The organism is Streptomyces sp. NBC_01571 (genome assembly GCF_026339875.1).
Lineage (GTDB): Bacteria > Actinomycetota > Actinomycetes > Streptomycetales > Streptomycetaceae > Streptomyces.
This window is the reverse complement of the sequence record NZ_JAPEPZ010000001.1, coordinates 4,609,416-4,623,366: the sequence shown is the minus strand read 5'-3', so window position 1 is coordinate 4,623,366 and position 13,951 is coordinate 4,609,416. Positions and strand designations below refer to the sequence as shown.

Annotated in this window: 13 protein-coding genes and 1 tRNA gene; 11 read left to right on the top strand and 3 right to left on the bottom strand. The window is 71.5% G+C overall.

Features of this window, described 5'->3' with window-relative positions; translation table 11 throughout:
- The first annotated feature begins 30 nt into the window (after nt 1–30).
- The 5 genes from moaC to OHB41_RS20635 all read left to right on the top strand — a co-directional run bounded on the left by moaC (nt 31) and on the right by OHB41_RS20635 (nt 3,303).
- Nucleotides 31–510, top strand: coding sequence for a cyclic pyranopterin monophosphate synthase MoaC (moaC, locus tag OHB41_RS20655; RefSeq protein WP_266699700.1), 480 nt, complete (start codon nt 31–33; stop codon nt 508–510).
- A complete protein-coding gene (locus OHB41_RS20650) occupies nt 507–1,019 on the top strand; it encodes a MogA/MoaB family molybdenum cofactor biosynthesis protein (protein ID WP_266699699.1) in 513 nt (170 codons plus the stop codon). The genes moaC and OHB41_RS20650 overlap by 4 nt, the downstream gene beginning before the upstream one ends.
- 26 nt (nt 1,020–1,045) lie before the next feature.
- The gene (locus OHB41_RS20645) at nt 1,046–1,654 is read left to right on the top strand and encodes a GNAT family N-acetyltransferase (RefSeq protein ID WP_248001966.1); all 609 of its coding nucleotides are present in this window, start codon (nt 1,046–1,048) and stop codon (nt 1,652–1,654) included.
- Nucleotides 1,655–1,864: 210 nt separating this feature from the next.
- Nucleotides 1,865–3,100, top strand: coding sequence for a divisome protein SepX/GlpR (gene sepX, locus OHB41_RS20640; protein ID WP_266699698.1), 1,236 nt, complete (start codon nt 1,865–1,867; stop codon nt 3,098–3,100).
- 129 nt (nt 3,101–3,229) lie between these two features.
- Nucleotides 3,230–3,303 (top strand) — tRNA-Ala (locus OHB41_RS20635).
- A gap of 93 nt (nt 3,304–3,396) precedes the next feature.
- On the opposite strand, the gene OHB41_RS20630 is transcribed toward OHB41_RS20635, so the two are convergent.
- Complete coding sequence (locus tag OHB41_RS20630) at nt 3,397–3,882, bottom strand: GNAT family N-acetyltransferase (protein ID WP_266699697.1); 486 nt, start codon at nt 3,880–3,882, stop codon at nt 3,397–3,399.
- 62 nt (nt 3,883–3,944) lie between these two features.
- Between OHB41_RS20630 and OHB41_RS20625 the strand changes: the two genes are divergently transcribed.
- Nucleotides 3,945–4,763 carry an exodeoxyribonuclease III gene (locus OHB41_RS20625; protein WP_266699696.1) on the top strand — a complete coding sequence of 273 codons (819 nt, stop codon included), beginning with the start codon at nt 3,945–3,947 and terminating at the stop codon, nt 4,761–4,763.
- A 112-nt stretch (nt 4,764–4,875) separates the two neighbouring features.
- Here OHB41_RS20625 and OHB41_RS20620 read toward each other — a convergent pair whose 3' ends face one another.
- Nucleotides 4,876–5,505: a MerR family transcriptional regulator gene (locus tag OHB41_RS20620; RefSeq protein ID WP_266706021.1), complete on the bottom strand. Its 630-nt coding sequence runs from the start codon at nt 5,503–5,505 to the stop codon at nt 4,876–4,878.
- A gap of 154 nt (nt 5,506–5,659) precedes the next feature.
- On the opposite strand from OHB41_RS20620, the gene OHB41_RS20615 reads away from it, so the two are divergent.
- The 4 genes from OHB41_RS20615 to OHB41_RS20600 all read left to right on the top strand — a co-directional run bounded on the left by OHB41_RS20615 (nt 5,660) and on the right by OHB41_RS20600 (nt 9,426).
- Nucleotides 5,660–7,186: a flavin-containing monooxygenase gene (locus OHB41_RS20615; RefSeq protein WP_266699695.1), complete on the top strand. Its 1,527-nt coding sequence runs from the start codon at nt 5,660–5,662 to the stop codon at nt 7,184–7,186.
- Nucleotides 7,183–8,106 carry an alpha/beta fold hydrolase gene (locus tag OHB41_RS20610; RefSeq protein WP_266699694.1) on the top strand — a complete coding sequence of 308 codons (924 nt, stop codon included), beginning with the start codon at nt 7,183–7,185 and terminating at the stop codon, nt 8,104–8,106. The genes OHB41_RS20615 and OHB41_RS20610 overlap by 4 nt, the downstream gene beginning before the upstream one ends.
- Nucleotides 8,103–8,981 (top strand): SDR family oxidoreductase, encoded by an 879-nt coding sequence (locus tag OHB41_RS20605; protein WP_266699693.1) that lies wholly within the window; start codon nt 8,103–8,105, stop codon nt 8,979–8,981. Before OHB41_RS20610 ends, OHB41_RS20605 begins: the two co-directional genes overlap by 4 nt.
- 115 nt (nt 8,982–9,096) lie before the next feature.
- On the top strand, nt 9,097–9,426 hold the full coding sequence (locus OHB41_RS20600; protein WP_266699692.1) for a hypothetical protein: 330 nt from the start codon (nt 9,097–9,099) through the stop codon (nt 9,424–9,426).
- A 186-nt stretch (nt 9,427–9,612) separates the two neighbouring features.
- On the opposite strand, the gene OHB41_RS20595 is transcribed toward OHB41_RS20600, so the two are convergent.
- Nucleotides 9,613–13,065 (bottom strand): S41 family peptidase, encoded by a 3,453-nt coding sequence (locus tag OHB41_RS20595; protein ID WP_266699691.1) that lies wholly within the window; start codon nt 13,063–13,065, stop codon nt 9,613–9,615.
- 206 nt (nt 13,066–13,271) lie between these two features.
- On the opposite strand from OHB41_RS20595, the gene OHB41_RS20590 reads away from it, so the two are divergent.
- Entirely contained in the window at nt 13,272–13,859 is a 588-nt protein-coding gene (locus tag OHB41_RS20590; protein ID WP_266699690.1) for a TetR/AcrR family transcriptional regulator, read from the top strand.
- The last annotated feature ends 92 nt before the right edge of the window (nt 13,860–13,951 follow it).

The following is a 13,951-nucleotide window of genomic DNA, read 5'->3' as shown; positions in this document are numbered from 1 at the left end:
CAACAGGCCCGACCGGGAGCGCTGCCGCACATGAGTACGCAGGACCGACTGACCCACATCGACGAGGCGGGTGCCGCCCGCATGGTCGACGTCTCCGGGAAGGACGTGACCGCGCGCACCGCCCGCGCCAGCGGCCGTGTCCTGGTCTCCCCCCGTGTGGTCGAGCTGCTGCGCGGCGGGGGAGTGCCCAAGGGCGACGCCCTGGCCACCGCGCGCATCGCGGGCATCATGGGTGCCAAGCGCACCCCGGATCTCATCCCGCTGTGTCACCCGCTGTCGGTGTCGGGCGTCAAGGTCGACCTGTCGGTCGCGGACGACGCCGTCGAGATCCTCGCCACCGTGAAGACCACCGACCGTACGGGCGTCGAGATGGAGGCCCTGACCGCGGTCAGCGTGGCGGCCCTGACCGTGATCGACATGGTCAAGGCGGTCGACAAGGGAGCGGTCATCACGGACGTACGGGTCGAGGAGAAGACAGGCGGAAAGTCGGGCGACTGGAGCCGGACATGACACCGCCGTCGTACCGCGCCCTCGTGGTCACCGCCTCGAACCGGGCCGCCGCGGGTGTCTACGCGGACCGGGGCGGGCCCCTGATCGCCGAGGGGCTCACGGCGTACGGCTTCACCGTCGACGGCCCTCGGGTCGTGCCCGACGGCGACCCCGTGGAGGCGGCGCTGCGCGCCGGCGTCGAGGCCGGGTACGACGTCATCGTGACCACCGGGGGCACGGGGATCTCGCCCACCGACCGGACACCCGAGGCGACCCGGCGCGTGGTGGATCACGAAGTGCCGGGCATTCCTGAGGCGATCAGGGCGTTCGGTAGAGAGAAGGTCGCGACGGCGGCGCTGTCCCGCGGGCTCGCCGGAGTCGCGGGCCGGACGCTGATCGTCAATCTGCCGGGTTCCACCGGCGGGGTGAAGGACGGTCTGGCCGTCCTGGAGCCCCTGTTGGTCCACGCCGTGGAGCAGATCCGCGGCGGCGACCACCCCAGACCCAACGGCAGTGGGGGTGCGAGCTGAACAGCCCGTCCTGGCCCGTCGAGCTGGTGGACGGCGATGTCGTCCTCCGGCCGATAAAGGTGCGCGACCAGCGGGCCTGGCGCGAGGTGAACCGGCGCAACCGCGACTGGCTGCGGCCGTGGGAGGCGACCATTCCGCCGCCCACCCCCAGCGGGCCGATAGCGCACCGGCCGACCTACCGGCAGATGGTCCGCCATCTGCGCGCCGAGGCGAACGCGGGCCGCATGCTGCCCTTCGTGATCGAGTACCAGGGCCGTCTGGTGGGCCAGCTGACCGTCGCCGGGATCACCTGGGGCTCGATGTGCTCGGGGCACGTCGGCTACTGGGTGGACCAGGCGGTGGCGGGGCGCGGGGTGATGCCGACGGCCGTGGCGCTGGTGACCGACCACTGCTTCCGCACGGTCGGACTGCACCGTATCGAGGTCTGCATTCGCCCGGAGAACGGACCCAGCCGCCGCGTCGTGGAGAAACTCGGATTCCGTGAGGAAGGGCTCCGGCCGCGTTATCTCCACATCGACGGGGCCTGGCGCGACCATCTCGTCTTCGCGCTCACCGCGGAAGAGGTGCCCGAGGGGCTTCTCGGTCGCTGGCAGCGGGCACGCTCACAGAACCGGAGCAGGCCGAGTACTCAGTAAATGAAATGTGTGTTCGAAATTGATCGGTCGGCGATCACCTCGGAACCATCTCGGTGCCTCTCGGGGTCGTCCCGCGGCATTAAATTCGCGGGTCCCGGCAGCCTGCTGATCACATCGGTCACAAAAAAAGCTCGAAATATCAGCCAGATCGTGCGACACACCGGCTCAATTGGCAGATGGCCTCACGCAAACCCCTCTACCGTGTGAGGCGTGAGCAGCAGCGGCCTCATCTACGCAGTCATCGTCGGGGCCTGGGCCGCCTACTTGGTGCCGATGTGGCTCCGTAGGCAGGACGAGCTGAACGAAGCCCGTCCGACGGAACGCTTCAGCACCGCCATCCGGCTGCTGTCCGGACGGGCGGGGATGGAGCGCCGGTACGCCAAGGACCTGCGGGCGCGCTCCACCGAAGAGGGGGAGCCCAGCGCCGACCCGGGCGGCGCCACCGATTCGGTGGACGTCCGGGCCTTCGCCATGCCTCCGGCCCGGGAACACACCAAGGCCCAACTCCCGCAGCCCGCCGAGCCGGAGCCCCAGCAGGCACCGCAGTCGGCCGCCCGGCACAGTGCCCCGCAGGGCGCCGCGGCGACCACCAGACCGGTATCGCAGCAGGCGCACACCGACCCCCTGTCGTCGGCGTCGAGCGCGTCCGCGGCCTCGCGGGTTCCCGCCGACCGGCGGGTCTCCGCGGCGGAGGCCGCAGCACGCGCCAGGCGCTCGAAGGCACTCGCGCGCCGGCGGCGTACGACCGTCATGCTCTTCCTCGCCTTCACCTGCGGCGCGATCGTGGCGGCCGTCGGAGGACTCGCGTTCCTGTGGGCTCCCGGCGTGCCCGCCGTGATGCTGAGCGCGTACATCGTCTATCTGCGGGCCCAGGAGCGGCGGCGCTTCACCTACGTCATGGACCGCCGCCGGGCCGAGGCCGCGGCGCAGCGGCTGCGCGAGCGGCAGCCGCGCCGCCGGGCCGGCCTCGACGCGGGCGCCGAGGAGCAGGACGAAGGCCCCGAGCCGGAGGCCGACCCCGGCCTTTCCGTGCTCGCGGCCGACCGTCGCGCCCTCGTCGAGCAGACCGACCACGCCGAGTGGGTCGACCAGCAGCGCGAACGCCAGCGGGGCCCCGGCCGGGGTGACAGCTGGGACCCGGTGCCGGTTCCGCTGCCGACGTACGTGACCGCGCCCGTCGCGCCGCGGGCCACCTCCGGCGTCGACCTGGGAGCCCCGGACGCGTGGAGCTCCGCGCGCTCCAGCGCGGTCGAACCGGCCGAGCCCGAGGCCGAGCCCGCAGAGGAGGGCGGCCCAGCCGAGGCCGCCGAAGAGACCGAGGCCGACGGCGACGGTCGCAGCGACGCCCGGCGCGCCGCGTCCGCCCGGCGGGCCCGCGAGCGCGGCCGCACCCCGCTGTTCGACCAGTACGAGGACGGCGAACGGCCGCGCGCGGCCAACGAGTGACCCCGCGCGCGGGCCGCACGGCCCTGTGCGCGCGGACCGTGTGACCGCCTGTCCGGGAGCCCTGGCTGACCAGCCAGGAACGGATTTCCAAGCACCCGGATGAGGATGCTAGAGTTTCACTCGTTGCAAGGGCCTGTGGCGCAGTCTGGTAGCGCACCTCGTTCGCATCGAGGGGGTCTGGGGTTCAAATCCCCACAGGTCCACCGCAATTCAGAACCCCGCCGGATTCGTCCGGCGGGGTTTCTGCATGTTCCGGTTGTTCCGGATGTTCCGGCGCGGAACTCGGTGCGCCCGGCTCAGGACGCGGAGAGCGGCTTGGCGAAGCACATGCTCAAGTCGTGGAAACGGTAGTAGCCGAACTTCACGCAGGGCGCGTAGCCGCTGGAGGTGTAGAGGGCGACCGCCTCGGGCTGCTTGGCGCCGGTCTCCAGGACCATGCGGGTGCGGCCGGCCGCGCGGGCGTCGTCCTCCAGGGCGGCCAGGATGCGGCGGGCGAGGCCGAGGCCGCGGGCCTCCGGGACGACGTACATGCGCTTCAGCTCGGCGTCGCCGTCCGAGTACCCCTCGTCGTTCTCGTCCTGGCTGCGCCAGCCGCCCGTCGCGACCGGGCGGTCCCGCTCGTCGTACGCGAGGAGGTACAGGCCGAGCGGCGGCCTGAACATCGACGCGTCCAGCGGTGTGACATCGCCCTCGTCTCCGTAGCGCTCGGCGTATTCGGCCTGCACCTGGTCGTTGAGCTTGACGGCGTCGGGGTGGTCGAAAGGGACCGGGCGGATATGCATGCCAATTATCGTACATCTATGCATGCGTGCGGGGGACCGGACGGATTAAGTATCGTGCCCGGGTGCTGACTGTCACCTCTGTGAATGTGAACGGACTCCGGGCCGCCGCCAAGAAGGGTTTCGTGGACTGGCTCGCGGAGACCTCCGCGGACGTCCTGTGCCTCCAGGAGGTACGGGCCGAGCCCGGACAACTGCCCGAGGAGGTGCGGGCGCCCGAGGGGTGGCACGTCGTGCACGCTCCGGCCGCCGCCAAGGGCCGCGCGGGCGTGTCCCTCTACACCCGCCGCGAGCCCGACCGCGTCCAGGTCGGATTCGGCTCCGAGGAGTTCGACGCCGGCGGACGCTACGTCGAGGTGGACCTCCCGGGCGTCACGGTCGCCAGCCTCTACCTGCCCTCCGGGGAGGTCGGCACCGAGCGGCAGGACGAGAAGATGCGGTTCATGGGCGAGTTCCTCGCCTACCTGAAGGGCCTGCGCGAGCGGGCGGCCGCCGACGGGCGCGAGGTCGTGGTCTGCGGCGACTGGAACATCGCCCACCAGGAGGCCGACCTCAAGAACTGGCGGGCGAACAAGAAGAACTCCGGCTTCCTGCCCGAGGAGCGCGAGTGGCTGGGCCGGGTCCTCGACGCGGCCGACGGCGGCTACGTCGACGTCGTACGCGCCCTGCACCCGGACACGGAGGGGCCGTACTCGTGGTGGTCCTACCGGGGGCGCGCCTTCGACAACGACGCAGGGTGGAGGATCGACCTGATCGTCGCGACCGGGGGGCTCGCGAGGCGCGCGGTCAAGGGCTTCGTGGAGCGGGCCGCCAGTCACGGGGAGCGGTGGTCGGACCACGCGCCCGTCACGGTGGTCTTCGAGACCGGACCAGGCCTGACCTGACTTGCCCGGGCCCGACCTGACCGGACCAGGCCCGACGTGACCCGCGTGGGCCGGGTCGGGCCGTATGCCTCACCGGCCCGCGGGAAGCCGAGCCGCTCGGCGCGGCGGGCGTTCAGGATTCCGGGCGGCGGCCGAGCCGGCGGTCCAGGGCCATCGACAGTTCCGCCTCCACCACGCTCTTCGCCAGGGGGCGCAGGCGCGTCAGGTCCTCCGCGGTGCGGTTCTCGGTGAGGACGAGGGTGGTGAAGAGGGTGGCGAGGGCTTCGGCGTGGTCGCGGACGCGGCGGGCCGCGGTGAGGACGTCGGCGAGCGGGATGCCCTCGCGGACCAGGGCCGCCGACACGTCGAGCAGGCGGCGGCTGACGTGGACGATCTCGCCGCCGTCGGTGCCGAGGTAGCCGAGGTCGAGAGCGGCGGCGAGGTTCTCCGGGGTGGCCTGGCCCGCGAAGACGTCGGCCAGTTCCTCGGGGGAGAGGCGGACCGGGGTCTCCTCGGTGGGCTCGCCGAGGCCGAGGAGTTCGCCGACGTCGCGGCCGTGGTCGAAGGCCTCGGCCAGTTCCGCGATGCCGCTGAGTGTGTGGCCGCGTTCCAGCAGCGCCGAGATCGTGCGCAGGCGGGCCAGGTGCGTGTCGTCGTACCAGGCGATGCGGCCCTCGCGGCGGGGCGGCGGTATCAGCTTGCGCTCCCGGTAGAAGCGCAGGGTGCGCACCGTGATGCCGGCTTCCTCGGCCAGCTCCTCCATTCGGTACTCACGCTTCTCCGCCACGTGCGCACCCTACGTCGTACCCCCGGTAACTTTCCCGGTCACGACCCCTACCCATCAGTACGGAGCTGTTCTACGCTCCCCATTGCGCCAGTGTTCACTGGCGGGGTCGTGCGGCTAGGGAGGCGTCGGGATGACCGAGCACGAACATGTACGCGTGGCGGTGGTCGGGTCGGGGTTCGGAGGCCTGGGTGCGGCCGTGCGGCTGCGCCGCGAAGGGGTCACCGACTTCGTCGTCCTGGAACGGGCCGGCGGCGTGGGCGGCACCTGGCGGGACAACAGCTACCCCGGATGCGCCTGCGACGTACCGTCCCATCTGTACTCGTTCTCGTTCGCGCCGAACCCCGACTGGCCCCGTACCTTCTCCGGGCAGGAGCACATCCGGGCCTATCTGGAGCACGTCACCGACGTCTTCGGGCTGCGCCCCCACCTCCGCTTCGACTCCGAGGTGAAGCGGATGACGTGGGACGGCGAGAAGCTGCGGTGGGACATCGAGACCAGCAGCGGGTCCCTCAGCGCCGACTTCGTCGTCTCCGCCACCGGACCGCTGTCCGACCCCAAGATCCCGGACATCCCGGGGATCGACTCCTTCCCCGGCAAGGTCTTCCACTCGGCCCGCTGGGACCACGACTACGACCTGCGCGGCAAGCGCGTGGCGATGGTCGGGACCGGCGCCTCGGCCATCCAGATCGTGCCGGCCGTCCAGCCCGAGGTCGCGCGCCTCACCCTCTTCCAGCGCACCCCGCCCTGGGTGATGCCCCGCGTCGACCGGGCCATCAGCGGGCTCGAACGCGGGCTGCACCGGATGCTCCCCTTCACCGCGCAGGCCCGTCGAGGACTCCTGTGGGGCATACGGGAGTTGCAGGTCCAGGCGTTCACCAAGCGGCCCGACGAACTGGGCCTGGTCGAGCGGCTGGCCAGGCGCAACATGGCGCGGGCCGTCAAGGACCCGGCGCTGCGCGCGAAGCTGACGCCGGACTACCGGATCGGCTGCAAGCGGATCCTGCTCTCCAACGCCTACTACCCCGCGCTCACCCGCCCCAACGTGGACGTGGTGGCTTCCGGGCTCGACAGGATCGACGGGTCCACCCTCGTCGCGGCCGACGGCAGCACGGCCGAGGTCGACGCGATCATCTTCGGTACGGGGTTCCACGTCACGGACATGCCGATCGCCGACCGGGTGGTGGGCGCGGAGGGCAGGACACTCGCCGAGGCGTGGAAGGGCGGGATGAGCGCCCTGCGCGGCGCCTCCGCGGCCGGGTTCCCCAACTGGATGACGATCATCGGACCCAACACGGGGCTCGGGAACTCCAGCATGATCCTGATGATCGAGTCCCAGCTGAACTACATGGCCGACTTCGTACGGCAGTTGGGCGTGCTCGGCGGACGGGTGGCCCTCGACGCTCGGCCCGGCGCGGTGGCGGACTGGAACCGCAAGGTCCAGGAGCGCATGAAGCGCACGGTGTGGAACACCGGCGGCTGCACCAGTTGGTACCTCGACGCGCAGGGCCGCAACACGACGGTCTGGCCGGGCACGACGACGGAGTTCCGCACGGCCACCCGCCGGCTGGACCTCGGGGAGTACGAGGTGCTGCGGGCCCCGGTGGCGCGGCAGGGCGAGCAGCCGGGGAGCCAGGAGAAGGTGGAGGCCGGGGCGTGAGCCGACTGACGCACGTGGCGGGCGGCCCCTACGCGCCGCCCGCCCCCGCGCGCGAGCTGACCGTGGTCTCCGCCGACGGCGCCCGGCTGCACGCCGAGGTGCACGGCCCCGCGGACGCCGCCGTGCCCACCGTCGTCCTCGCGCACGGGTGGACCTGCTCGACCGCCTTCTGGGCGGCGCAGATACGGGACCTCGCCGCCGACCACCGGGTGATCGCGTACGACCAGCGTGGGCACGGGCGCAGTCCCGCGAGCGACGCGTGCGGCACGGACGCGCTCGCCGACGACCTGGAGGCCGTGCTCGCGGCCACCCTCGGCCCGGGTGAGAAGGCCGTGCTGGTGGGGCATTCCATGGGCGGGATGACGCTGATGGCCGCTTCGGTGCGGCCGCGCTTCCGGGAGCACGCGGCGGCGGTTCTGCTGTGCAGCACGGGCAGTTCGCGGCTGGTGGCCGAGGCGCGCGTGCTGCCGTTCCCCGCCGGGCGGCTGCGCACCGAGGTCACCAAGCGGATCCTCGGGTCGCGGGCGCCGCTCGGACCCGTCACGCCGCTCGCCCGCAGGATCCTCAAGTACGCGACCATGGGCCCCGGTTCGTCGCCGGGCATGGTCGAGGCGTGTGCGCGGATCGTGCACGCCTGTCCGCGCGCGGTGCGGCACGCCTGGTCCCAGGTGCTCGATCTGCTCGACCTCGACCACGGGGTACGGGAGTTGGCGGTGCCGACGGCGGTGGTGGCGGGGACGGCGGACCGGCTGACGCCCCTGGTGCACGCGCGCGCCCTGGTCGCGACGCTGCCGAACTGCGTCGGCCTCACCGAGCTGACCGGAATGGGACACATGACACCCGTGGAGGCGCCGGACGTGGTGACCGCACGGATACGCGAACTCGCCGCCGACTACGCACAGATCAAGGAGGGCGCATGAGCAGGGTGAGCCTGGAGGGACAGGTCGCGGTCGTCACGGGGGCCGCTCGGGGCGTCGGCGAACTTCTCGCCCGCAAGCTGTCCGCGCGTGGTGCCAAGGTCGCGCTCGTCGGTCTGGAGCCGGACGCGCTCAAGCAGGTGTCGGAGCGGCTGCTCGGCGAGAGCGGTCACTGGTACGCCGATGTCACCGACCACGAGGCGATGGCCCGGGTCGCCGGCGAGGTGAAGGAACGGTTCGGGAAGGTGGACATCGTCGTCGCCAACGCCGGTGTCGCCAACGGCGGTCCCTTCGTGGACTCCGATCCGGTCGCCTGGCGCCGGGTCATCGAGGTCAACCTCATCGGTTCGGCCGTCACCGCCCGCGCGTTCCTGCCCGTACTCATGGAAAGCCGGGGGTACCTGCTGCAGATCGCGTCGCTCGCGGCGATCACGCCGGCGCCCATGATGACCGCGTACTGCGCGTCCAAGTCGGGCGTCGAGGCGTACGCGCACAGCCTGCGTGCCGAGGTCGGTCACAAGGGCGTACGTGTGGGAGTCGGATATCTGTCCTGGACCGACACCGACATGGTGCGCGGGGCCGACGAGGACGACGTGATGCGCGAACTGCGGCAGCGGCTGCCCTGGCCGTCCAACAAGACCTACCCGCTCGGACCGGCCGTCGACCGGGTCGTCGCCGGGATCGAGCGGCGGTCGAGCCATGTGTACGCGCAGTGGTGGCTGCGCGGGATGCAGGGCATCCGCGGTTATCTGCCCGGAGTCATCGGGGCGGTCGGGCAGCGGGAGATGCGGCGGTTCGAGCCTCGGCTCGGGAGTGTCGGCAAAGGGCTCGTCGGGGCCGGCGGGGCGGCCGACGACAGACGAGAACAGGGCGTCTGACCACGGGTTATTCCGCCCGGCTCACTGTGAGTTACTGATCGAAATGCGTGCGTAGTGTCCCCGTGTAAGTCTGGTCGAGCCCGATCCCCTCACCCACACATGGGAGTGAAACAGCATGGGCAAGAAGGACCAGATGCAGAACAAGGCGGAGAACATGAAGCAGCAGGGCAAGAAGAAGATGGACCAGGAGATCAGCGAGCCGGGACGGCGTTCTCCGCAGCAGCCCGGTCAGCACTCCCCGCAGGGGACGGGCCACCGCGCCCCGCAGGAGGGCTCGGCCCAGCGTTCGCCGCAGGCGGGCCAGCGTTCGGCGCAGGGCTCGGTCCAGGGCTCGGCCCAGCGTTCGGCGCAGGGCTCGGCTCAGGAGCGTGACCGCTCCATCCCGGAGAACGAGCGCGTGCGCCGTGAGGCGCAGGACCGCTTCGACGAGGACTACGACGCCTGACGTCGGACGTCTGCTTGAAGTCTGAGTGGGGTGCCCCGGCTTCGGGGCGCCCCATTCGGCTGCGAGTCGCTCGACGGCCGGGCGTTGCCCGGCGGTTGGGCGCCGGTCCACGGCCGCTGCGCCGGCCTTCGGACGCGCGTCCGTCTACGGCGGGTAGCCGGTCCTCGGCCGTGCGTCGGGCGTCGGTCAGCGGGTGCGTGGCGGCAGCTTCGGGCGGGTGCGGTCCGGTACGTCCGAGAGATCGGGCGGGGAGGCCACCGGGTGGGTGTTCAGCAGATCCAGGGCCAGATCGATCGCGGTGTCCATCTCGGCGTGACGGCCCTCCGCCCAGTCCAGCGGTGTGCGCAGGACCTCCAGGTCCGGGGTGACACCCCGGTTCTCGACGGACCAGCCGTATGCGTCGAACCAGGCCGCGTTCATCGGGACCGTGATCACCGTGCCGTCGCCGAGCTGGTGCCGGCCGGTCATGCCGACGACTCCGCCCCAGGTGCGCTGGCCGACCACCGGACCGATCCCGAGCAGCTTGAAGGCCGCCGTGATCATGTCGCCGTCGGAGGAGGTCGCCTCGTCGGCGAGAGCGACCACCGGGCCGCGCGGAGCGTTCGAGGCGTACGACACCGGCTGGGCGTTGCGCGTCAGGTCCCACCCCAGGATCTTGCGTGTCAGCTTCTCGACGACGAGTTCGCTGATGTGGCCGCCGGCGTTGCCGCGCACGTCGACGAGGAGCGCCGGGCGCGAGACCTCCAGCCGCAGATCACGGTTGAACTGTGCCCAGCCCGATCCGCCCATGTCGGGGATGTGGAGGTAGCCGCAGCGGCCACCGCTCAACTCCCTGACCACCTCGCGGCGTTTGGCCACCCAGTCCTGGTAGCGCAGCGGCCGCTCGTCGATCAGCGGTACCACCGCCACCCGGCGCGAGGGTCCCTGGCCCGTCGGCGGGACGAACGTCAGCTCCACCGTCGTACCGCCCGCTCCCGCGAGCAGCGGGTACGGGCCCGTCACCGGGTCCACCGGGCGGCCGTCGATGTGGGTGAGCACCGCGCCCTCGCGGATGCCGGTGCCCGCCAGCGGTGAGCGGGCCTTCGAGTCGGAGGAGTCGCCGGGCAGGATCCGCTTCAGGGTCCAGCAGCCGTCGCGCCGGACGAAGTTGGCCCCCAGCAGGCCCTGCCAGCGCTGGTAGTGCCCGGGTCCCTCGTTGCGGCGGGCGGCGGCGACGTAGGCGTGCGAGGTGCCCAGTTCACCGAGGACCTCACGCAGCAGGTCCGCGAACTCGTCCGGGGAGGCGACCCGTTCGACCAGGGGGCGGTACTGGGCGAGTACGGCGTCCCAGTCGATGCCGCACATGTGGGGTTCCCAGAAGTAGGCGCGGATGATCCGGCCCGCCTCGTCGTACGCCTGGCGCCACTCGGCGGGCGGGTCCACCTCGTGGAGGATGCGGCGCAGGTCGATCCAGACCGTCGAGTCGCTGTCGGCGGGCTCGGTGGAGGGGACGGCGCGCAGATCGCCCTCGTCGACCACGACCAGCCGGGAGCCGTCGCCGCTCACCGCGAACCAGTCCAGGTGGCCGACGAGTTCCGACTTCTTCGCCCTGCTGACGTTGAAGTGCTCCAGGGTCGGACGTCCCGAGGTGTCGTCGGGGTTGACGAAGGTCTCGCCGAGCGCGCCCGAGATCGGCCAGCGCAGCCAGACCAGCCCGCCGCCCGCGACCGGGTAGAGCGCCGAGTACTTGGAGGCGGTGACCGGGAACGGGGTGACCCGGCTCTCCAGGCCCTCCAGTTCGACACTGACCGCGCCGTCGGCACCCTCGTCCTCGATCGGGTCCAGTCCTCCGGCGACCGGCCGCCCGTCGGGGTTCAGGGCGAAGGGGGAAGGGGTGGCGGAGGACAGCGGGACGAGGTACGGGCGGCAGCCCAGCGGGAAGGACAGGTCGCCGGTGTGGACGTCGTAGACCGGGTCGAAGCCGCGCCAGGAGAGGAAGGCCAGATAGCGGCCGTCCCTGGTGAAGACCGGGTTCTCGTCCTCGAAGCGCCCGTTGGTGACGTCGACGACGACCCGGTCCTTTATCCGCGCCATCTTGATCTGGCGCAGGGAGCGGCCGACCCCCGGGTGCGACCAGGTCAGCCAGGCCCCGTCCGGGGAGAAGGCGAGATCCCGGACCGGTCCGTTGAGGGACTGGATCAGCTCCGTGACCTCCCCTCCCCCGTTCTCCGCCCGGCCCGTGCCGCGGGATTCCTCCGTCTCCTCCGTGCCCTCGCCCGCTGCCGCCTCCGTTGTCTCTGTCGTCTCCGCGGCCTCTTCCGCAGCCTCTGTCCCCGCCGGCTCCTCCGGCTCCTCCGGCTCCTCCGGCTCCTTTGTCCCTTCCGTCTCTTCCGCATCCTCTGTCGCGTCGAGAAGCAGCAGCCGTCCGTCGTTCGAGGCGATCGCGAGCCGTTCCCCCTGGGGGTCGGCCACCAGTTCCAGTACGCGGCCCAGCTCGCCGGAGGCCAGCCGGCGCGGCTCGCGCGCGCCGGAGGCCCGCGGCAGATAGGCGATCTCGACGGCGTCCTCGCCGTCCGCGTCGGTCACGTAGGCGACCTGGCCGCCCGAACCGAGCATCTCGGGGAGCCGGACCCGCACCCCCGGGGTGTCGGCGATGGTGCGGGCGGGCCCGTCGCGGTGGGTGAGCCAGTACAGGCTGCCGCGTACGACGACGGCGCCGGCCCGCCCCGTCTCGTCCACGGAGATGGCGTCCACGTGCTGGGCCGCGGGCACCTGGTAGGGACGCCGTCCCGCGCGCTGCCCGCCGAGGCGGACGTCGAGACGGCGCGGGATCGAATCGGGGGACAGGTCGTCGACGATCCACAGGTCCCCGGCGCACTGGTACACGACCCGGCTGCCGTCGCTGGAGGCGTTGCGTGCGTAGAACGCGTCGTGGTCGGTGTGCCGGCGCAGGTCGGAACCGTCGTACGCGCACGAGTACAGGTTGCCGATGCCCTCGTGGTCGGAGAGGAACGCGATCCGGCCGCCGACGAACATCGGGGAGTCGAGGTGGCCGTCGATGCCGGCGAGCAGACGCTGTCCGTGCAGCCAGAGCCGGCCCATGGCGCCGCCGCGGTAGCGCTTCCAGGCGGCGGGATCGTGCGGCGGGGTGCCGGTGAGCAGCAGGGTCCTCCGTTCACCGTCGATGTCGGCGACCGCGATGTCCGACACCGGTCCCCAGGGCAGGTTGCCGCCGGGGTCACCGTCGGTCGGGACGCTGTGGGCCCAGGTGAAATAGGAGAAGGGCTGCCCGTGCGAGGCGACGGCGAGGATGTCGCCGTCGGGGGACCAGCCGCAGACGCGGGTGTCCGCGCTGCCCCAGTAGGTGAGGCGGCGGCCCGGTCCGCCGTCCACCGGTACCAGATGGATCTCCGGCACATGGCTGCGCCAGCTCGTGTACGCGATGTCTCTCCCGTCGGGGGAGAAACGGGGGTGTCCGGCCTTGGTGCGGTCCACGGTGAGCCGCCAGGCCCGCCCCGGTCCGTCCAGGGGTGCCACCCACAGATCGTCCTCGGTCACGAAGCACAGCCGGTCACCGCTCAGGTGCGGGAAGCGCAGGTATCCGGATGCGCGGTCGGTGGTGTCCTTGTCCGCGGTCGCCTTCTCGTACTCGTCGCTCACCTCCCCATGCTTTTCCCCTCGGAGGGCCCCGGCAACTTGTGCGGGGGACACGCCCGGTGCGGAGGGCGCGTGACCCAGCACACGTACGAAACTGTTTCGTTTCGCTCGCGGCCGGGGTATCTTGAAAAACGTACGAAGACGAAGAAGATGCCGTACGACGATGACGTACAGGACCGAGTCGTTCTGAGCAGGAGATGGTGAGTGGGATGACTGGAGCCGCAACGGTGCGTCGCAGTCGGATCACGCCCGAGCGCGAGGCCGAGCTGTACCGGGCCGTGCTCGACCTGCTCAGGGAGGTCGGCTACGACGCGCTGACCATGGACGCCGTCGCCGCTCGCACCAAATCCAGCAAGGCCACCCTCTACCGTCAGTGGGGCGGCAAGGCCGAGCTGGTGGTGAAGGCGCTGCGGCACGAGAAGCCGAGCGCCGGTGACATCGACACGGGATCCCTGGCTGGCGACTTCCACGCGTTGGTGACGCGTGAGGACGACTGCCGCATGGAGCAGAACTCCGCGCTGATGCGGGGTCTGGCCATGGCACTGCACGGGAACCCCGATCTCCTGAAGGCCTTCCGGGAACTGATCATCGAACCGGAGACCGTTGAGCTGCGCCGCGTACTGGAGCGTGCCGTCGCCCGGGGTGAGATCCGCCCGGACAACCCCGCGCAGGAGTACGTGCTGCACATGCTGATCGGTGCCTTCGCGGTGCGCGGCATCATCGACGAGCGGCCACCGACCCGTTCCTTCCTCACTTCGTACGTGGATGCCGTGATCCTCCCCGCACTCGGCGCCTGATCCCGCACAACCCCGGGACGAACCCCCGTATCCGTACCTGACGCGACCGCTCACGTCGTCGGGCTGATCTCCCCTGCCCCCACCGGGTGACC

Excerpts from the sequence above, each read along its gene's own strand:
- OHB41_RS20590 (WP_266699690.1), top strand. The coding sequence starts at position 13,272 with ATGACTGGAGCCGCAACGGTGCGTCGCAGTCGGATCACGCCCGAGCGC.
- OHB41_RS20650 (WP_266699699.1), top strand. The coding sequence starts at position 507 with ATGACACCGCCGTCGTACCGCGCCCTCGTGGTCACCGCCTCGAACCGG.
- moaC (WP_266699700.1), top strand. The coding sequence starts at position 31 with ATGAGTACGCAGGACCGACTGACCCACATCGACGAGGCGGGTGCCGCC.
- OHB41_RS20600 (WP_266699692.1), top strand. The coding sequence starts at position 9,097 with ATGGGCAAGAAGGACCAGATGCAGAACAAGGCGGAGAACATGAAGCAG.
- OHB41_RS20630 (WP_266699697.1), bottom strand. The coding sequence starts at position 3,882 with ATGCATATCCGCCCGGTCCCTTTCGACCACCCCGACGCCGTCAAGCTC.
- OHB41_RS20605 (WP_266699693.1), top strand. The coding sequence starts at position 8,103 with ATGAGCAGGGTGAGCCTGGAGGGACAGGTCGCGGTCGTCACGGGGGCC.
- OHB41_RS20620 (WP_266706021.1), bottom strand. The coding sequence starts at position 5,505 with ATGGAGGAGCTGGCCGAGGAAGCCGGCATCACGGTGCGCACCCTGCGC.
- OHB41_RS20615 (WP_266699695.1), top strand. The coding sequence starts at position 5,660 with ATGACCGAGCACGAACATGTACGCGTGGCGGTGGTCGGGTCGGGGTTC.